Source organism: Methylobacterium sp. W2, from assembly GCF_020662345.1.
In the GTDB taxonomy this organism is placed as follows: Bacteria; Pseudomonadota; Alphaproteobacteria; order Rhizobiales; family Beijerinckiaceae; genus Methylobacterium.
This window is the reverse complement of record NZ_VMOA01000013.1, coordinates 1-17,719: the sequence shown is the minus strand read 5'-3', so window position 1 is coordinate 17,719 and position 17,719 is coordinate 1. Positions and strand designations below refer to the sequence as shown.

Sequence of the window (17,719 nt, the reverse complement as noted above, 5' to 3'; positions counted from 1 at the left end):
GATCAGCAGCCCTGGCAGATCCCGTTCAGGACGCGGTCCAGCCGCTTCTGCCGCTCGGTCCGTTCATTGGGATCGACGATGGGGGCGCCGGCCGCACCCGGCGGAACGGTCTGGCCCGTGGTCGACGTATGAGGCGCCGTGACGGTGGTCTCAGGTCCGCCCCCCGTTCCGGTGACGGCGGCCCGAGCCTCGGGCAGGATAAGGAACGACAGGCCGAGAATGGCGGCAAGCACCCGAAGAGTGCGTCCTGTTCGCGCCGAACCCTTGTATCGTCCCTGCATCATCCTCTCCGCATCGTATCGCCGGCACGCTCGCATGGCCTGTGATTCCAGCTTGCGTGCCTCACCTGGCATCGAAACCCGAAACCGGCGTTAAATCGCGGAAGTTCCAGAATTAAATTGCCATCGATACAGGGATTAATCTCGTCCGATCCACTGGTCTGCCGGATCAGTTCAGGCCGGCAAGGTGGTCCGGCTGCGCTAGTCTTTGATCCTGTTTGCGTTGTTGTCCCAAAGCGTTTTCCTCATCGTGAGGCGCCGCGTAGCGGCCTCGAAGGAGGCTTCCAGGGATCGCTCTGGTGTCTGGAGCGCTCCGTCAAAGGCCTTTGCTCAAGCAAAGGGCACCTCCAGGATGAGGCGGTCTGCTGGGATGATCGACTTTGGCGGATGAGCGACGTTGGCATGAGCATCCGCTGAGAAACTCGAGCCCACTGGCCCTCGACGTTACTGCCCTGCCCGCCCCCGCATCGAGGCTGGCTGGCCCGGCAGGCTCAGCCTGAACCCCGTATCGTGAACCGCGTCTCCCTCGATGCGGTAGACGCCGATGGTCCGGTCCACGTAATTGCCGATATAGACGTGCGCGCCCGAGGGACTGAAGGCGATGCCCTGCGTCACCGCCCCCGCCTCGGACTGTCCCGTGGGCCGAACGAGCCCCGACGGATCGATGGTAAGCAGCGTCATCGTTCCGGTGGGAGTATAGCCGGGGCCGCTCGCCGGAGCGCTCGATCCGCGCACCACGGCCACCGCCGCATGCCGGCCATCGGGCGAAATCGCCAGGGTTTCGGGCGTGTCGCCGATGCCAAGATGGTCGATCACCACCGGGCGCGGCGCATCGGCCCGGATCACGCTGACGCTGTCGGCATGGCCGTCGCTGGGCTCAGGCCCGGTATTGGCAGTCAGCGCCAAACGCCCGTCGGGCGTGACCTCCAACCCATAGATGCCGGGGCCGACGGGAAGGTCGAGGGTCGGATCGTAGCTGGCCTGGGTGCCGTCGAGGGCGAGGACACCCACCTTGGCGGCCTTGTTCTTGGCGACGAACGCGCGGCGTCCGTCCGGAGCGATGGCCACCGCCGCCGCCTCGTCGCCCACATCCACAGTGGACACCGCGCGCACGCTCGTCCCCGTGATCGACAGGATTGTGACGCTGCGGCCCTCACGGTTGGCGACGAGGGCGACATTTCCCGTCCGCGCGATGGCGAGGCCCGAGGGCTGGCGCCCGACGCGGATCGTCTCCACCAGACGCGGAGGATCGGCGAGGAGATCGATCACGTGGAGCCGGTCGTCCGCCTGGGCGTACCAGGCCTCGCCCTCCTGCCGCATGAGCACGGAGCTCGCCACCAGTCCGAGCCGTCCGTCCGGGGTGATCTGCAGGTTGGTAGGTGGCCCATAGACCGAATTGTCGAGGGGCAAGCCATTGTCGAGCGGCAGGACATGGGCGAGGCGGGGGCGGGCCTCGTCGCTCACATCGACGATGGCCAGCGCATCGCGGCCATTGGGGCCGTTCCGGCCGCCCTCGGGCAGGAAGAAGGTCTTTCCGTCGAGCCCGACCAGGAGATAGGCCGGGGCCTCGGCGGCGCAGGCGGGCGCCAGGCCGAGCAGCCCCGCCAGAAGACATCCGAACAGGCGCATGGTTCTTCCTCCCAGCCGGCGGTCGCGCGTTGAAATGCCGGGTTCAGTCACGGCCGAGGGCCCTGCGTATCAGCCGTTTCGCATCCTCGCTGCCCCAATCCGCCGGTCCCTTCATGACGCCGAGGATACAGCCCTTGGCGTCCACCAGCATCGTCGTGGGCAGGCCGAGCGAACCGGTCGCCTTCTGCATGGCCGGCAGCACCCGCCCGCCGGGATCGGAATAATAGGCGAGGTTCGTGATCCCATTCTCCTTCAGCCATTGCGGCGGCTTCTCGAGATTGCGCGTATCGACGTTGATCGCGGCGACGGTGAAGTCCGTCCCCCCCAGCGTCTGCTCGAGCCGGTCGAGGGCCGGCATCTCGGCCTTGCAGGGGGCGCACCATGTCGCCCACAGGTTCACCAGCGCGAGCCGCCCCTGCAACTGGGCGAGGGTCCGGTCGGCGCCGTCCGGCCCCTTGAACACGAGGTCCGGTGCGGCGCGCGGAACCTTGGAGACTTCCATGGCCGCCACCTCGCCGCTTGCCTGGGGGGCGATGCGGGCGATCGTCTCGACAGCGCCACGGCACGGTTCGGCCACCGTCTCGCTGTTGCCGCCGGTCGGACGCGTCCCGTATACGGCGAGACCGCCCGCGATCAGGACGGCGACGACGGCTCCCGCAGCCAGGGTCGCCTTGGCTCCGGGCATCATCGTTGCGTCGCCCGACGGGTGGATGGGGCGGCCGAGAGGAACAGTGTCGACATGAGCAACCGGATGTGGGGCGGGCGCTTCGCGAGCGGCCCCGCCGAGATCATGGAGGAGATCAACGCCTCCATCGGATTCGACAAGCGCCTCGCACCCCAGGACATCCGCGGCTCGCTGGCGCATGTGGCGATGCTGGGCAAGTCAGGCATCCTGCCATCGGCCGATGTGGCGGCGATCGAGGACGGTCTCAAGGCCGTGCGCGCGGAAATCGAGGGCGGCGGCTTCGTGTTCAAGCGCGAGCTCGAGGACATCCACATGTCCGTCGAGAGCCGGCTCACCGAGATCGTCGGCCCCACCGCCGGGCGCCTGCACACGGCCCGTTCGCGCAACGACCAGGTCGCCACCGACATGAAGCTCTGGGTGCGCGACACCATCGACAGCCTCGACGAGCAGGCCGCCGGCCTGCAGCGGGCCCTGGCCGAGAAGGCACTCGCCCATGCAGCAACCGTGATGCCGGGCTTCACCCATCTGCAATCGGCCCAGCCCGTCACCTTCGGGCACCATTGCCTCGCCTATGTCGAAATGCTGGCCCGCGACCGTGGCCGGTTCCGCGATGCCCGCGCGCGGCTCAACGAATGCCCGCTCGGAGCCGCGGCACTCGCCGGCACCTCCTTCCCCATCGATCGTCACGCCACGGCAGCGGCCCTCGGGTTCGACCGGCCCACCGCCAACTCCCTCGACTCGGTGGCCGACCGCGACTTCGCCCTGGAATCGCTCGCCGCCGCCTCGATCTGCGCCGTGCACCTGTCGCGCTTCGCCGAGGAACTCGTGGTCTGGACCTCGGCCCAGTTCAACTTCGTGCGCCTGTCGGACGGCTACACCACCGGCTCGTCGATCATGCCGCAGAAGCGCAACCCGGATGCGGCCGAGCTCGTGCGCGCCAAATCCGGCCGCGTCATCGGCGCGCTCACCGGCCTGCTCATCGTGATGAAGGGCCTGCCGCTGGCCTATTCGAAGGACATGCAGGAGGACAAGGAGGGCACGTTCGACGCGCTCCAGGCGCTCTCCCTGTGTCTTGCCGCCATGACCGGCATGGTGCGCGATCTGGAGCCCAATGCCGACGTGCTCGCCCGCGCCGCCGGCTCCGGCTATGCCACCGCCACGGACCTCGCCGACTGGCTGGTGCGCGAACTCGGCCTGCCGTTCCGCGAAGCGCACCACGTCACCGGCCGCCTCGTCGGCGCCGCCTCCGCCAAGGGGATCGGGCTGGAGGAACTGTCCCTCTCCGAGATGCAGGAGGCGGAGCCCAGGATCACCGACGCGGTCTACGCGGTGCTGGGCGTGGAGAACTCCGTCTCCAGCCGCACCAGCTATGGCGGCACCGCGCCGGACAACGTCAGGGCTCAGGCCACGCGCTGGCTGACACTGCTCGACGCGCCCTCCGCAGCAGCGTGATTCACAGGGCGACAAAAAAGCTCGGCCGGAGCGGATGCGTTCACGGTCGAGCTATGTGATCCTGCCTAAACAGGTTTGAGGACGCGAAGCCGGTGACCACTTTTGCTAAACCTGCTGAGAACTCGGACCAAGCACGCCGGAGATGTCGATGCCCGTCGAGAGTTGGATGAACCCCGAAGAGACCGCCGCCCTCGCGGCGCAAGCCACCACCGTGATCGATTCCGTTCTCGCCCGCCTGCCGGAGGCCGACCGGGCGGCGTTCTGGGCATCGATCCGCAAATGCTACAACACGCCTTACAACGACCCGAAGCCCCGCGCCCTGCCCGTCCGTGACGTGATGGAAGCCACCGCCACCGCACCGCATGTGGCCGCCTCCATCGCCGATCTGTCGACGGCTGGCGTGGCAATCGCCGAGCCGCCGCAGGTAGAGGTGGCGATGGGTGCCATCCTCGCCGGATCAACCTTCGGACCGGAGGCGCACCCGGCCTGAACCGTCCGGGCATGCGGGGCTCATCGAGCGGACCCGATGCTCGATCCGGCTCGACGGGATGCGCATGATGGGATCCCGCCGCAATTCCGCACAATTTTACGGCATGTGTCGATACCACGACGAACGCCGCTGGTCCGCCGCTGACGACGCAGGTCCGCCGCGCGCGCTGCCGGCGGCCTTTCTTTCGTATTCGAGAACCTGAACACGATGCTGCATCCCCTCCGCCGCCTTCTCGTCGTCAGCGCCACGGCGGCTGTCCTGCCGATCCTCAGCCCAGCCCATCTCGCCGGCCCCTCGCCGGCCATGGCGCAGCAGGAGGCCGTCGCCGAGACCGAGGCTCCGGCGAAATCCCGGGGACGCGGACGGGAGAAGAGGAAGGCGGTGAGCGCTCCGGGCATGCAGCAGGCGACTCCGGTGGCGATCTTCGGGGACTGGAACGTCTTCGCCAACGGACAGGGCAAGTCGCGCACCTGCTATGCCATCGCCCAGCCCCAGGCCCGCACGCCGAAAACCCTCAAGCGCGATACCGCCTACCTGTTCGTGACCATCCGCAAGGGCGACAACGTCCAGAACGAGGTCGCGGTGATGTTCGGCTTCCCGCCCAAGCCCGCCGCCAGCCAGGCGAAGGCCAACGCCACCGCCGCCTCCGATCCGACCCTGAGCCTCGGCAGCTCGCAATACGGCTTGGTGGTGAAGGACGAGAACGCCTGGCTGCAGAACCCATCCGAGGAGGCCCGCCTCGTGGGCGAGATGGCCAAGCTGGCCAAGGTCCAGGTCAAGACGGTGTCCATGCGCGGCACCTCCACCAGCGACGACTACGCGCTGGCGGGATTCGGTGACGCGATGAAGCGCGCCCGCGAGGAGTGCAAGTAAAGGCGACCACTCCGCGATCCGGAGCGGTCGCCTTCAGGTGAAGCCGAAGCGACGGCGTCAGGGGCCGCCCAGCGCCGCCCGCGTGAGCGCATCGGCCCCGATATCCTCGGTGCCGTTCATGCCCAGGGTCTCGATCAGCCGGCCACGGGCGCGGCTGACACGGCTCTTCATCGTCCCCACGGCGACGCCGCAGATCTCGGCGGCCTCCTCGTAGGTGAAGCTCTGCGCGCCCACGAGAACGAGGGCCTCGCGCTGGCTGAGCGGCAGGAGGTCGAGGGCGGCCTGGAACTCGCGCATCTCCACCCGGATCTCCTGCTCGGGCAGGCTGGTCAGCCGCGCCGCATGGGCCCCGTCGGCATCCTCGACCTCGCGCTTCCGCTTGCGCTGCTCGGAATAGAACAGATTGCGCAGGATGGTGAACAGCCACGCCGTAAGGTTCGTGCCGCGAGCGAAGCTGTCCGCCTTGGTCCAGGCCCGCACCAGCGTGTCCTGAACTAGGTCGTCGCTGCGGTCGAGATCGTAGGTCAGCGAATAGGCGAAAGCCCTGAGGGCCGGGATCGCGCCGAGCAGCAGATCGCGCATCTCGGAATCGGCGCCGGCGGGCGTTCCGACAGGATGGAGGAAGCTGGTCATCATGAGGTCTCCCGCGAAGCAGGCTTGGCCGAGAGTTCGGTGAGGAGGGCCTCGAACCGGTCGGGCAGCGGCAGATTGAGGACGTCGCCGTAGAGAAGGCGGAGGTTCCGGCCGATCCGGCGGCGGGACTCCGTGTCCATGCCGACTCGGTCCATGCCGGCTCGTCCCCCGGTCGCGGCGGGGCAGACCAAGTCTCCCGTTTCGGGAGACGAGGCTTCGCCGCCGGCGGCGTGGGAGCCGGAGACCCGCTTCCCCGCGTCCAGCACCTCGAAAGGGCTGTGGATATCGCTGGCGTCGATCGTCATGGCTCTCCACCGTTATGTCGGTTTCGGTCCTAGTGACGAGCGCTTTAACGCGTTCTGAAAAATGTATTCAGAAACCTTTAAGCTTGCAAAAGCAGCGTCGCTCCTCGAAATCGCATCGTCGATCGAGGTTCTTTTCACATGTCATGCGCGGACAAGCTGAGCCGTTGATCGACATTACATTTGCGAAGCTGGACAGCGGCTGAACGAAGACGGTACCCCCTGCGTGTAATGTGAAGAGGACAACTGGCTGGATCGCGTTGTCCTCGAAGCGTGAGCGCGAAAGCCCGCGAAGTCCGCGCCTGCATGCTCCAGCCGCTTGCCAAGCCAGACAGGCGCTCACCCGGCAGGAAACGCAGAGACCGCGTCGCGCGGCGTAACCTGCCGCCGGGGAATTTCACCCGATCGCCGGTGGTATGGCTCGCCGAGGCCGTCCGTCTGCCCCATAAGGCGAGGAGACGACCCGAGCCACGAGGACGAATCTTGACCGTCACCCAGCTGACCCACCACGACCTCGACGGCTACGGAGCCTCGACCATCGTCGGTGCCTTCCTCGACGTGTCGCGGATCGTCCATATCCCGCGCTATGCCGATGTCGGCCCGGTGGTCGATGCGGAACTGAAGCGGCTCTCGCGCGCCCAGGCGCCCGAATGCCTGATCATGACGGATCTCGGCCTGGAGGCCGTCGCCGTCACGTTCATCACCCGGTTCGCGGCCATGAACCTGCGTCGCGACGAGGCTACGCGGCACCGGCTGATCGTGCTCGACCACCATGCCTCGTCCCTCGATCAGCTGCGCGAGCAGGGCCTCACCCTTGCGCTCGTGCCGGAGAGACCCGGCCTCACCAAGGTCGAACTCTCCGACCCGAACGTGGTCGTCCTCATCGACGAGGACCGCTGCGCCACCCGCCTCGCCTACGAGCATCGCGAACTCTACGCCTCGCGTGAGGTGGAGGGCGAGACGACCGAGGAACTCGAGACCCTGGTGGCCGCCGTCGACGCCCTCGACCTGTGGAAGAAGGAGCGCCCGACCTTCCGGGGCGGCCTCGCCCTGGACGAGATCTTCTGGGACAACGTCGCGACCCTGATCCCCGTGGGCCATCCCTGGCATGACCGCTTCATCAGCGCGTTGCTGCAGGCGGTCTCCGCCCTGTTGCGCGAGGGCGCATCGCCGGCCCGCGTCGAGGCCGAGATCGCCGCGACCCGGCGGCGTCTCGTGGATGCGCTCCTGGTCGACGAGCCCCAGGACGACCCAGCCCTCTCCACCCGCATGCGGATGGCCCGGGCGCTGGCCCGGTCGGATGCCCTGTTCCACCGGCTCTCGGATGGGACGATGCTGTCCTTCGGCCTCGATTCCGGCATGTTCCAGCGCGTCTCCGACCTCGTGATGGAGGGGGGCAGGGCGACCCGCGTGGTCAATGTCCAGCGCACGGGCTCGCTGTCGTTCCGCTCGAACAACGAGACGGCGCTGGACGGTGCCCGCAAGTTCCGCGGCGGCGGCCACAAGGATGCGGCCGGCGGCAAGCTGAATGCCGGATCAGCCTTCTCCCTGGCCGATGCCGTCTCCCAGGTCGAGCCGGTGCTCAACCCGCCGCAGCCCGATCCGGCTTCCAGCCCCTTCGCGGCGCTCAAGGCCTGGAAGGGCTGAACCGCGCCTCGTCAGCCGACCTTGCCCGTGGTGAGGACGCCGCGGGCCGCCGCCAGCACGTCCTCGCTGAGCTCGTCGTCGTCGATGGCGCGGGCCAGGGCGACAGCTCCGATCATGAGCGACAGGCTCGCCAGCGCTCGCTGCCGCCGCCGCTTCGCCAGGGCCGTGGGAAGCAGGCCGGTCATGCGCTCGATCAGGTCGCGGGCACCGTGGAGGAACCGCACCCGCAGCGGAGAACCGGGTGCTTCGCGCGACACGTCATTGACCAGCGCCGCCAGCGGACAGCCGACGCCTGGATTTCGAACGTGCCCGAGGGTCAGGTATTGGGCCATCCACCCGTCGAGATCGTCGGGGCGCCAGTTCTGGTTGGCGGCGAGGTCGAACGCCTCGACCGCCAGCGCCTCCTTGCTGGCGAACTGGCCGTAGAAGCCGCCATGCGTCAGACCCGCCGAGGCCATAATATCGGCGACGCCGACGCCGTGCAGTCCGCGCTCGCGGAACAGAGCAGCGGCGACCTCGACGACCCGCTCCCGGTTCAGCTTGGCCTGCGCCTGTGACACCTTCGGCATCGTGAGATCCTCCTGCTTGACCTCCCGATATATAGATGATCGGCCTCATGCAAAAGAGACATCGTGACACCCCCCCGGGGCGGACGATGAGAGTCGACCTCACCCGCCGTCCCCCGGACTTACCGCACGCGGGGCAGGATCTGCTCGGCGAAGCGCCGCATCTCGGCCTCGAACGGCTGGAACTGCAGCATGAACAGGTCGATGCCGGCGTCATGGAAGGCGCGGATGCGCGCGGCGACGGTCTCGTAGCTGCCCACGAGCCCGGCCGCCGTGCCGCCATTGGTTCCAACATGGTGGGTCGCCGCCGCATCGGTCTTGGCGAACATCACGCTCGCCGCGTCGGTCCGGGCTCTCGTGGCATTCCGTAGCCCCTCGTCGCGCCGGGCCAGGGCCAGGAGCCGGGTATGCTCGGCCTGCGCCTCGGCATCCGTCCCGCGGGCGATCACGAAGGCCGAGAGGCCGTAGCGCAGCGGCGCGTTGGCGGCGGGCCGGCGCGCGACGTCCGCGATCAGGGCTTTGACGTCGTCGAGGGGCTGTCCGTTGATAAACCACACATCCGCCCGCTCCGCCGCCAGGGCGCGGGCCGGCTCGGATTCGCCGCCGAGATAGATCGTCGGCCGCGGTCGGAAGGTCCCAGTCGGGCGCAACTGGTAATCCTCGACCTGGAAATGCCGGCCCGCATGGGTGACGCGCTCGCCGCGCATCAGGCGGTCGACGAGGCCGATCCATTCCTGGCCATAGGCGTAGCGTTCGTCATGGGCCGGGAAGGGCAGGCCCGCCCGCTCGAACTCGGCCTTGTTCCAGGCATTCACGAGGTTGAGGGCGAAGCGGCCCTCGCTCACATGCTCGATCTGCAAGGCCATCTTGGCGAGCACGACCGGATGGTAGAGCCCTGGCTTGATCGCCGCGATGATCTCGATGCGACGGGTCAGGGCGGCGAGCGCAGCGGAGGCCGTCCAGGCTTCCAGCTGGTCGCGCTCGTCGTCGTAAGGGTTCGCCGTGTGCTGGGCCACCAGGACCGCGTCGAAGCCGAGCGCCTCGGCCTCCAGCACCAGGGCCCGGTTGCGGGTCCAGCTGGCATCGTCCGGCTCGTCCGGATCGTGGTGGGACGCGCGCGAGCCGTGGACGGCCGCCCAGATCCCGAAGCGGGGTGCGTCACTCATCGGCCTCGCCTCACCCGTTCGACCGGCGAGGTCGTTGAACGCCGGTCGCACCAGCGGACGAAGGCGTGGACCGGCGGCGGCCAATCGGCGCGCGGCCCGGCGCGCGGCGTGACGTCGGTCATCATCGTCTCCAGATCGGGAAAAGCAGTCCGGCGCGGAACGACACCCAGCTCAGGCCAGGACAAAAGCTTGGTCTCGACTGCGGATCATCAACCCGTCGATTGAGGGATCACGTGGATGTGCCATGTCTTAGCGAGATGAGTTGCGAGTTCGCAAGGAAACAGTTTTTTGAATTTCAGTGCTTTTGCGGACGAATGTTTCCCCAGCCCTCGCCCGCGGGCCAGCGACGCCTCCTGCTCTTCACAAGAAGTACAACAGTCGCCCAACGATCAATCAGAATGCGATCAACATGCGGACAAGTATCACATCTCTTACAGCAATGAAAAATCATCGCATTATAATAATATATATCAATAATCGGGCTTCACTCAAACAAAAGACAGAATTCCAAACACTATTGCTCCGATCAAAACGGCTTCCATGACGATTCGACAGATCAAGACGAGCTGGTTGGCCAAGTGATCGACATAATGACGGCCCGGCTCGGGCAAATGTCCCTTGTCAAAATGCTGCATGGCCAATATCGCCCCGACGCTAAATTACCGACTAAATGTCAGCAATTCATATACCATTCCATAACCTTTTAAAGGTCCGGCGATGCTGCGCGGCGAGGTTGAATACAAACATTATGCACTGTGAAGGTGTATAGCGACCCCTCAGAATGAAGCTAATTCACCACTCTTATCATCGGATCACCACCGGCACCACGAGACCTTTACCGGTTACACGCGATCATTTGTTCATAAACAAACATATAGCACAAATATTTAATACTCACTTTATCACTATAAACACGACCGGCACAGCAAGCGGCCGACCGAACGCCATTACCAGGACGAAGCGATCTGCCAAAAATGTATTCGCGCGCACTTCGAATGGAGAACCATCGGTTCAGGCCCGCCGATATCACGCAGCGAGAGGTCGTCGGGATGGCATTGCCCGTGGATACGGGGCGCGGAACAATCCGAGGGCCGCAATGACTATTACGGCGGCGGACGATAGGCTCGCAGAGGCAGGTCGGGGGACAGACGGTCTTCCGTCTCCACGCTTCTGGGCGCAGGTTTGGGTGCGGCGACGGGAACCGTAGGCGCGAGGGCAGGCGCGGTATCAGTAATGTACCGCGGTGCCCCGGAGGCGGGACCGGCCGGCAGGGGCACGGTGGCGGTGCCGGCGGCGGGCTGTGGAACAGTCGGGACGCTGCGCTCCAGGCTCGGCGAGAGTGGCGCGCGCCGGTTGTCCTCGGCCTTCTGGGTTCGCGCGCTCGGCCGCTCCATGGATCCCGGGGGCTGCGGATCCGCCTTCGCCGGTTTCTCGACCCCCTTCGCGGCCTGGGCCGAGGGCCGCTCGCGCCGCGTCTTCGGTGCTGGACGCGTCGACACGCGCGCGCCGCCGCCATCACGTCCGGCGCCGATGGAGAGGTGCATGCGTTCGATGCCGGAGACGAGATCCGCCAGGGTCGCGGTGGCCGTCCGGCACAGGCTGACCCGGAGGGAGGCCGCGCGCTCGGTACTGCCGCCGAACAGGCTGTCGGGAGCCGATCGCCCACCGGAGCGTGGACCGAGGTCGATCCATTGCCAAGCGTAGAGGCAGTTGCTGCCCACCGCGAGGCCGACGGGGCCGTAGGCGTTCCGCTTCGGCACGGTGGAGACGCGCATGCTTTCCCCGGGGAATCGCGCCAGGAGTTCCGCGGCGATACCGAGACGGGTCGGCTTTCCCATGGAGAGGGTCGGGCCGAAGCGAGCGCCCGTATCGGTGCCGTTGCGAACGCTGATCTCGGCGTAGTTGCGCGCCCCCCCGGCATAGGTGACGCGCTGGGCGTAGCCATCGCGAAACGCGGTCTGCGCCACATCCGCGACGCGGCCCGCGCCGGGGATCTCGACCACGGACTCCGCCTGGGCCGCCTGCGTCGTGAATGCCAACGGCAGCAAGATCATGGCGGCGAAAACGCCGGATCGCGGGGCGGCTGCGGACCGATTGGAGCGGATCATGGACGTTGCATCGAGCTCGGCGCGGTGTCGGGGTTATCGTAGCCGCGGTTGACGGCCTGCGAATTCGGCAAGGTGAAGCGGTCCGTCTCCGACGCCGCCCGTTCCTGAGGGGCACGGGTTCGCGCGGCCTGCTGCGCTCGCCATAGGGTGCCCTCGCCCGGCTCCGACAGGGTGGAGGGCCGCTCGGAACCGTCATAGCCCGGCATCAGGTTGAAGCCATAGCTCTCATAGGGCATCGGCCCCGCTCCGGAGACCCGGCGCGCCACCAGCGGCATGGTCTTCGATGCGGGCGGCTCGGCCAAGAAGGCCCCGTCCTGCCGATCGGCGACCACCCGCGCCAGGGACGGGGGAGCGTAGCGCAGGGGATTCTCCGCCGGCACAGCGAGGGGGAACTCGCTGCGCTGGACCGGCAGGGGCTTGGCCTGGCCGTCCCCCGACGAATCCGGTTTGGGCACCCGGCCATAGGCGGCGGTGTTCCGGGCAGCCGGGGCCGGGGCGGAGGCGGGAGCAGCGCCCGGTGCCGGGCGCGCGCCCTGGGGCGGGGAGGCGTCCGCGGTGGCCGCGCAAGCCAGGGGCGGTCCGGCCGGTCCCTCGCGGAACAGCAGGTCCACCACCTTCGGGAACAGGCCGTCATAGCGGTTGACGAGGGTCAGGTAGTCAGGCTTCCGCTTGAGGCGCTGCAGCGACAGGGCGTAGCCGGTCACGGCGGATTCGCTCGGGAGCCAGGCCACCGCGTGCTGAAACCACTCCAGGGCGGCCTCGAACTGGCAGGAATTGTAGGCGTACCAGCCCAGCGCCTCGGCCCCCTCCCCCGATGCCGTGGCCAGGGTCACCTTGGCGTAGCGGTTGATCCGGTCGAGGTCGATGAAGCTCGGATTGGCCTGGGTAAGCTTGCGGCCCATCAGGTCGATGAACAGGATGCTGTTGCCGACATACTTGTCCCGCCACGCATAGGCGACCTCTTCGGCCTCGCGCAGCATCCCGAGTTCGCGCAGGGTATGGGCGAGGCCGTGGGCGATCATGGCATCGCCGCCACGGCTGATCGCGAGCTTGAACCAGTCGAGGGCCGCCCGGAACTGACGGTGGTTGTAGGTGTACCAGCCGAGCAATCCGGTCTGGCTCGAATCGCCGGAGGCGCGGGCATAGGTCTGGAACGCGGCCATGTCCGCCGGGCTCGGCTCCTGGGCCGGAGCGCCGTGGAGATCGGCGACGATGCGGGCGCGGGTGATGTCGTTGGCAATCGCCTTGAACTCGGAACCTCCCTCGGCATCGCTGCGCCCCATGGCGACGAGCTTCTCCGCCATGGCCATCGGCAGGGTCGACATCGCCTTCTGGATGGTCGCGAGACGCACGCCGGTGTCGTTGCTGGTGTCGAGCACGGACTTGTAGAGGGCCAAGGCCTCGGCGGTGCCCCCCTCGGAGGCCAGGGCCTCCGCCGTCGTCCAGTAGCTCTCCACGTCGCTGGGATCGAGGGCGGAGGGGTCGGCCCGGTAGAGGGCCACGATGTCCGCCGTCTTGCGCGCGGAGGTCAGGGCCTTCAGGCGGCTGCGGAAGCTGGCCCGCAGGAGCTTGCGCGACAGTTCGTCGGACGGGCGCCAGTTCGGGTCCGCCGCGCGCCGGGCCGCGATCGCCGCATCGAGGTCGTCGAAACGCCCGGCGGTGAACAGGTCCCAGAGCGGCGCCTCTTCCGGCGGGCTCGGCTGAAGGGTGTCGAGGTCGGTGGGCTCGACCCAGCCGGGATAGAGCTGTTTCAGCCGGGCGGCCTCGGCCTTCATCCGTGCCGTCTGCTTCTGCGATGCGTAGTAGCGCAGAGCGCTCTCGTCGACCATGCCGGCGGCGCCGGAACTGCCGGGCGCGGCGATGATCGCGGGCGCCCGCGCCGCCTCGTCCGGGTTCTCGGTCTGCGCCGCCACCGGAGTGACGAGACACAAACCGGCGAGAGAGGCGCCGCACAGCAGCGCCAGCCGTCGCGCGCGCCCCGTCGCAGAGGCGGTGGCCGGCCGTTCCCTCACGCGGATCACCGTGCCGGACATGACAGGTTCCTCATCTGCAGTGCCACCATCGACAGGAGGTGCAGCGTCGTCGGGTAATAGTTCTCGCCGGCCTGTGGCCGTCCGAACCCGTCGGGCAGAGGCGTGCCCTTCCGGTCGCACAGGAGCAGCGCCGAGAGAGCAGTGTAGCCGCTCTCGCTCAAGGACTCGACCGTCCGGCCGTCGGCGGTATCGACGATGGGCAGACGCTCGCGGTCGGGCCCCGACCAGAGGGCGACGAAAGGCTCGTAATCGGCCGGGCGCCCGACCCCCGCCCAGACCATGTAGAGCGGGATGCGGATGGCGTTGTAAGAAAACAGCGGCGGGAAGCCGTCCGCCGGACGCGGTTCTTCTCCTTTGAGGGAAATCCACTCGGTTGGCAGTTTCGCCGTGCCGAAGCGGGAGCGGCGGATCAGGTTGAGGCCGCTGGCGGTCAGGGCCGTCCAGTCGAATTCGGGGGCCACGATGGGGAGACGGGCGAAGGCCGGGAACACCCAGTAGGAGAGGTTGATCAGCGGCCCGTCCGCGCGCTCCGCGGCGGAGAAGCCGGAGACCGCCGGCAACAGCAGGGCCCCATTCTTATCCTTGAACAGGATGGTCTTGCGCGCCACCTCCACGGCCATGCGCCGCGCGGCCACCCGGTACGAGGGCTCGTCCCAGGCCTCGGCCGCCTCCGTGAGCGCCCAGGCGACGAGGACATCGCCATCGGAGGCATTGTTCAGATCGGCCACGGCCGGCCGTTTGCCGGGCTCCCAGCGCCAGGCCATCAGCTCGTCGGAGCGGACCATCAGGTTGGCGCGGGTCCATCCCCACAGCCGTTCGAAAGTGACCCGGTCATTGGCGGCCACGGCGAGGAGCATGCCGTAGCCCTGCCCTTCGCTGTGGCTGATCATGCCGTTGGCGGTGTCCACCACCCGGCCGGCCTCGGTGATGAAGCGGGACCGGTAGGAGCGCCAGACATCGGGGTTCTTCAGGGAGTCGACGAGGGCCGTCGCCCTGGAGGCTCCGGGCATGGCATCGCCTTTCGCGCTGGGGGCGCCGGGGATCGCGGTGGCGGGCGGGACCGGCGAGGCGCCGTCCTGCGCCCTCGCGGGACCGATCCAGGGGCCCGCGGCGGCCAGAGCGGCGCCGAGCACCAGGCCGAGGATGGGAAGCATGGTGCGGGTCATCCGTTCTTCCGGCCGATATTGCGCACCAGCGATGTCGTCGCCAGGCCGAGGACCAGGGCGAGGCCGAGGGTGAGAGCCACGTAGATCGCCGGGTTCATCGAGAGCCAGCCGGCGGTGACGAGGCGGATGTTAGAGAGGGAGCGGGTCTTCGTCTCGATGAGATCGACGTTCCGTGGCCCCACCGTCTCGAGGGAGCCGTCGGACGCATCGAGGAACGCGAAGCGCCCGTCGATCCGCGACCAGACCTCGGGATCCACGAGGCAGGCCGTCGAGGCCTTGAGCAGGAGGGCGTTGGGGGCGGTGACCACCGTCACCGACCCGTCGAAGCCGCTCTGCACCGCCGCCTTCGAGGGAAAGCCCTGGGCCATGAGCAGGCTGGCGCCGGGGGGGACGGTGACGGTGGCCGGCGTCGATGGCGCCGCGCTGAACAACGCGCGGGGATCGCCGACGAGGGTGCCGACCAAGGCGCCGGCCCGCTCGACCATGCCGTCCGCCGCCTCGAGGATGGGATGGCGCGTGCGCAGGGTCTCGTCCCACTTGGTCACGAGATCACCGTCCGACAGCCTGGCCTGGGGGGTGCGCCGCGTCTCGGCGGGAGGGGCCGCGGAGGGGATCGAGACCGGCGCCGCGCGCAGGATCAGTTCGGGCAGGCTGCAGCGCGGCGGCAGGTTGCGGCGAAGCCGGTCCAGAGTCGGCGCCGGCACCGAGCCCGATTGACCGGGCGCCCGCGCCGTCTCCGCCCGCGCCTGCCAGATCGACTTGATCTGCTCCGGGTCGAGGCCGAGCCCCGACAGGGTCGAGGGAGACAGGGAGCGCACTGGGCCGACGACCAGGGTCGGCCCGGAGGAGCCGCCCTGCAGGTCACCGGCGAGCTCGAAATCGATCATCCGCCCGGCGGCGCCCGCCAGCCTGGCGGCGAGGGTCGCGGCGGCGGCCACCGTGTCCTTATCGAGGGTCGGCAGGACGAGGCGCGGGCGCCGCTCGGACTTGACGAAGGCCAGGGCTCCGCTCGTCGTCGCGGCAAGGTCCGGGATCCTGGCCGCACGCGCCAGAGTGGGGATCGACAGGCTCGCGCGGTCGAGGATCAGGAAGCGCTCCCGCTTCGAATCCGTGGCGTTGAGTCCGCAGGTCTCGTCCGCCGGGGTGGGAACCTGGGCCATGATCGCGACCCGGTTGAGGCCCGGACGCCATCTCGCGAGGGGCAGCGGGATCGTGTTGTTTTCGAACACCTCGCCACGGGTCTGGGCCAGGGGCACGCTGGCGGCATTGCTGCCGTTGAGATCCACGAGGATGCGGGCTTCCGAGGTCAGGCCGGACGCGTAGGCGCCTGCCAGATCCAGCATGACCTTGCCGTAGTCGGCGGGCAGGAAATCCGCCGGCAGGTAGACGTCGAAGGCGGTGCGCAGGAGCCGCCCCGAGAATTCGCGGGTCGAGACGCCGAGGCTCTGCAGCGAGACCGTCTCGTCCCCCTCCATGACCGTGCCGCGCGCCAGGGACGCGGCCTTCAGGCCGGCGGGGGTGCCGTAGACTTCGCCTCCCCGCGCCAGGGATGCGATGGCCTCCTCGATCTCGGCATAGCTAGTGCCGCTGACGACGAGGGTCGGCGCCCGGTCCGGGCGCGGCGGCAGGACCACCAGCCTCGGCCCGCCGGTGGCGCCGATCGATTCGAGATCGGGCATCTCCCGCAGTTCCGCCGCCGTCCCGACGATGAGGTTGAGGCCGGCCCGGCCGGTCATGGGCGGGCCGAACTCGACCACGGGGCGAGCGATGCGGCCGATGAGGCCCACCGCTTCCACGGCGTGGATCATGCGCTCGAGACGGGGCAGGTTCGGCTTGTCGTTCGCCACCACCCGGACCGGCAGGGCACCGCTGTCGTCGGGTTCGAGGGCGGGAAGATCCTTGAGTTCGAGGCTGGCGGCCGCGACCGGCGCGATCACGAGCCCGGAGCGCGACGGGTCGATCTGCGTCCAGAGTTCGTAGGTGGCGTTGAGCGAGCAATCGACCCGGTGGCGCTGGCTCGCCTGCAGGGAGACGGAATTGTAGCCGAGCTTGAGGCTCCCCTCGGGGACCTCGAACTCCACCACCTTCACCGCGCCCGGCGCCTGGATGCTGGTGCGGCCGACCACCGCGCCGTTGACGCTCACGCTCAGTTCCGAGGCTTCCGGTGCCACCGAGATCGCCGACAGGTAGGAGATGCGCAGGCGCGGGCGGCCCCGCGTCTGCGCTTCCGTCAGATAGACGGGGAAGCGCAGCGTCGCCTCCTCGCCCTCCATCCGGAACCCGTCGGTGGTGGCCGCCAGACGCCGCGCCGGGGCGATCCTGGCGGCGGGCGCGTCACGCCGGGCCTCCTCCGGCGGGGCGCTGGCGCGGGGCGGCGGCGGCGGTGGGGCATCGGGCCGGCGCATGGCATCGCCGACGGGAGGAACCGAGAAACGCTCGGTCGGCCCCGATCCGAGAAAGCTCTGGGCCTGGCTCGCCGGCGTCGGCACGACGAGACCGAGGGCAGTGAGGCAGGCGAGGACGCGGACGGACTGCATGGCGATCTCCCTCACGTCCGCACCAATGGATCGTTGGCCCCACGGTTCGCCGGTTTTCCGGATCCTTCGAGAAGGCGGTCGTTCTCGAATTCCAGCATCAGCCGGACCCAGTCCGTGGCGGCCTCGCTGCCGGGAATGCGGCTCGCTCCCTGAC

15 protein-coding genes are annotated in these 17,719 nt (G+C 68.4%); 4 read left to right on the top strand and 11 right to left on the bottom strand.

Annotated elements, in window-relative coordinates; all coding sequences use genetic code 11:
* Nucleotides 1-2: 2 nt before the first annotated feature.
* From FPV16_RS09265 to tlpA, 3 genes are all read right to left on the bottom strand, one after another.
* The gene (locus FPV16_RS09265) at nucleotides 3-233 is read right to left on the bottom strand and encodes a hypothetical protein (RefSeq protein WP_227437919.1); all 231 of its coding nucleotides are present in this window, start codon (nucleotides 231-233) and stop codon (nucleotides 3-5) included.
* Between the two features lie 489 nt (nucleotides 234-722).
* A complete protein-coding gene (locus FPV16_RS09260) occupies nucleotides 723-1,907 on the bottom strand; it encodes a YncE family protein (RefSeq protein ID WP_227437918.1) in 1,185 nt (394 codons plus the stop codon).
* Between the two features lie 43 nt (nucleotides 1,908-1,950).
* On the bottom strand, nucleotides 1,951-2,592 hold the full coding sequence (tlpA, locus tag FPV16_RS09255) for a thiol:disulfide interchange protein TlpA (protein ID WP_227438003.1): 642 nt from the start codon (nucleotides 2,590-2,592) through the stop codon (nucleotides 1,951-1,953).
* Nucleotides 2,593-2,646: 54 nt separating this feature from the next.
* Between tlpA and argH the strand changes: the two genes are divergently transcribed.
* From argH to FPV16_RS09240, 3 genes are all read left to right on the top strand, one after another.
* Nucleotides 2,647-4,044 carry an argininosuccinate lyase gene (argH, locus tag FPV16_RS09250; RefSeq protein ID WP_227437917.1) on the top strand — a complete coding sequence of 466 codons (1,398 nt, stop codon included), beginning with the start codon at nucleotides 2,647-2,649 and terminating at the stop codon, nucleotides 4,042-4,044.
* Between the two features lie 148 nt (nucleotides 4,045-4,192).
* On the top strand, nucleotides 4,193-4,534 hold the full coding sequence (locus FPV16_RS09245) for a hypothetical protein (RefSeq protein ID WP_227437916.1): 342 nt from the start codon (nucleotides 4,193-4,195) through the stop codon (nucleotides 4,532-4,534).
* Between the two features lie 207 nt (nucleotides 4,535-4,741).
* On the top strand, nucleotides 4,742-5,407 hold the full coding sequence (locus FPV16_RS09240; RefSeq protein WP_227437915.1) for an invasion associated locus b family protein: 666 nt from the start codon (nucleotides 4,742-4,744) through the stop codon (nucleotides 5,405-5,407).
* A 57-nt stretch (nucleotides 5,408-5,464) separates the two neighbouring features.
* On the opposite strand, the gene FPV16_RS09235 is transcribed toward FPV16_RS09240, so the two are convergent.
* Both FPV16_RS09235 and FPV16_RS09230 read right to left on the bottom strand, forming a co-directional pair.
* On the bottom strand, nucleotides 5,465-6,040 hold the full coding sequence (locus tag FPV16_RS09235; protein WP_227438002.1) for a sigma-70 family RNA polymerase sigma factor: 576 nt from the start codon (nucleotides 6,038-6,040) through the stop codon (nucleotides 5,465-5,467).
* Nucleotides 6,040-6,345: a NepR family anti-sigma factor gene (locus tag FPV16_RS09230; protein WP_227437914.1), complete on the bottom strand. Its 306-nt coding sequence runs from the start codon at nucleotides 6,343-6,345 to the stop codon at nucleotides 6,040-6,042. The genes FPV16_RS09235 and FPV16_RS09230 overlap by 1 nt, the downstream gene beginning before the upstream one ends.
* Before the next feature lie 480 nt (nucleotides 6,346-6,825).
* Between FPV16_RS09230 and FPV16_RS09225 the strand changes: the two genes are divergently transcribed.
* Nucleotides 6,826-7,989, top strand: coding sequence for a dimethylmenaquinone methyltransferase (locus tag FPV16_RS09225; RefSeq protein WP_227437913.1), 1,164 nt, complete (start codon nucleotides 6,826-6,828; stop codon nucleotides 7,987-7,989).
* 11 nt (nucleotides 7,990-8,000) lie between these two features.
* On the opposite strand, the gene FPV16_RS09220 is transcribed toward FPV16_RS09225, so the two are convergent.
* From FPV16_RS09220 to FPV16_RS09195, 6 genes are all read right to left on the bottom strand, one after another.
* A complete protein-coding gene (locus tag FPV16_RS09220) occupies nucleotides 8,001-8,558 on the bottom strand; it encodes a TetR/AcrR family transcriptional regulator (protein ID WP_227437912.1) in 558 nt (185 codons plus the stop codon).
* A gap of 119 nt (nucleotides 8,559-8,677) precedes the next feature.
* On the bottom strand, nucleotides 8,678-9,721 hold the full coding sequence (locus tag FPV16_RS09215; protein WP_227437911.1) for an LLM class flavin-dependent oxidoreductase: 1,044 nt from the start codon (nucleotides 9,719-9,721) through the stop codon (nucleotides 8,678-8,680).
* 1,103 nt (nucleotides 9,722-10,824) lie between these two features.
* The gene (bcsN, locus tag FPV16_RS09210) at nucleotides 10,825-11,760 is read right to left on the bottom strand and encodes a cellulose biosynthesis protein BcsN (RefSeq protein ID WP_227437910.1); all 936 of its coding nucleotides are present in this window, start codon (nucleotides 11,758-11,760) and stop codon (nucleotides 10,825-10,827) included.
* A gap of 65 nt (nucleotides 11,761-11,825) precedes the next feature.
* Nucleotides 11,826-13,862, bottom strand: coding sequence for a hypothetical protein (locus FPV16_RS09205; protein ID WP_227437909.1), 2,037 nt, complete (start codon nucleotides 13,860-13,862; stop codon nucleotides 11,826-11,828).
* Nucleotides 13,847-15,028, bottom strand: coding sequence for a glycosyl hydrolase family 8 (locus tag FPV16_RS09200; RefSeq protein WP_227437908.1), 1,182 nt, complete (start codon nucleotides 15,026-15,028; stop codon nucleotides 13,847-13,849). The genes FPV16_RS09205 and FPV16_RS09200 overlap by 16 nt, the downstream gene beginning before the upstream one ends.
* Nucleotides 15,025-17,565 carry a cellulose biosynthesis cyclic di-GMP-binding regulatory protein BcsB gene (locus tag FPV16_RS09195; RefSeq protein WP_227437907.1) on the bottom strand — a complete coding sequence of 847 codons (2,541 nt, stop codon included), beginning with the start codon at nucleotides 17,563-17,565 and terminating at the stop codon, nucleotides 15,025-15,027. The genes FPV16_RS09200 and FPV16_RS09195 overlap by 4 nt, the downstream gene beginning before the upstream one ends.
* Nucleotides 17,566-17,719: the final 154 nt, after the last annotated feature.

Bases quoted from the DNA above. Each gene is read 5' to 3' on its own strand.
- FPV16_RS09260 (WP_227437918.1), bottom strand. From the start codon at position 1,907: ATGCGCCTGTTCGGATGTCTTCTGGCGGGGCTGCTCGGCCTGGCGCCC.
- tlpA (WP_227438003.1), bottom strand. From the start codon at position 2,592: ATGCCCGGAGCCAAGGCGACCCTGGCTGCGGGAGCCGTCGTCGCCGTC.
- FPV16_RS09195 (WP_227437907.1), bottom strand. From the start codon at position 17,565: ATGCAGTCCGTCCGCGTCCTCGCCTGCCTCACTGCCCTCGGTCTCGTC.
- FPV16_RS09215 (WP_227437911.1), bottom strand. From the start codon at position 9,721: ATGAGTGACGCACCCCGCTTCGGGATCTGGGCGGCCGTCCACGGCTCG.
- FPV16_RS09220 (WP_227437912.1), bottom strand. From the start codon at position 8,558: ATGCCGAAGGTGTCACAGGCGCAGGCCAAGCTGAACCGGGAGCGGGTC.
- FPV16_RS09205 (WP_227437909.1), bottom strand. From the start codon at position 13,862: ATGTCCGGCACGGTGATCCGCGTGAGGGAACGGCCGGCCACCGCCTCT.
- argH (WP_227437917.1), top strand. From the start codon at position 2,647: ATGAGCAACCGGATGTGGGGCGGGCGCTTCGCGAGCGGCCCCGCCGAG.
- FPV16_RS09235 (WP_227438002.1), bottom strand. From the start codon at position 6,040: ATGACCAGCTTCCTCCATCCTGTCGGAACGCCCGCCGGCGCCGATTCC.
- FPV16_RS09240 (WP_227437915.1), top strand. From the start codon at position 4,742: ATGCTGCATCCCCTCCGCCGCCTTCTCGTCGTCAGCGCCACGGCGGCT.
- FPV16_RS09200 (WP_227437908.1), bottom strand. From the start codon at position 15,028: ATGACCCGCACCATGCTTCCCATCCTCGGCCTGGTGCTCGGCGCCGCT.
- FPV16_RS09245 (WP_227437916.1), top strand. From the start codon at position 4,193: ATGCCCGTCGAGAGTTGGATGAACCCCGAAGAGACCGCCGCCCTCGCG.
- FPV16_RS09230 (WP_227437914.1), bottom strand. From the start codon at position 6,345: ATGACGATCGACGCCAGCGATATCCACAGCCCTTTCGAGGTGCTGGAC.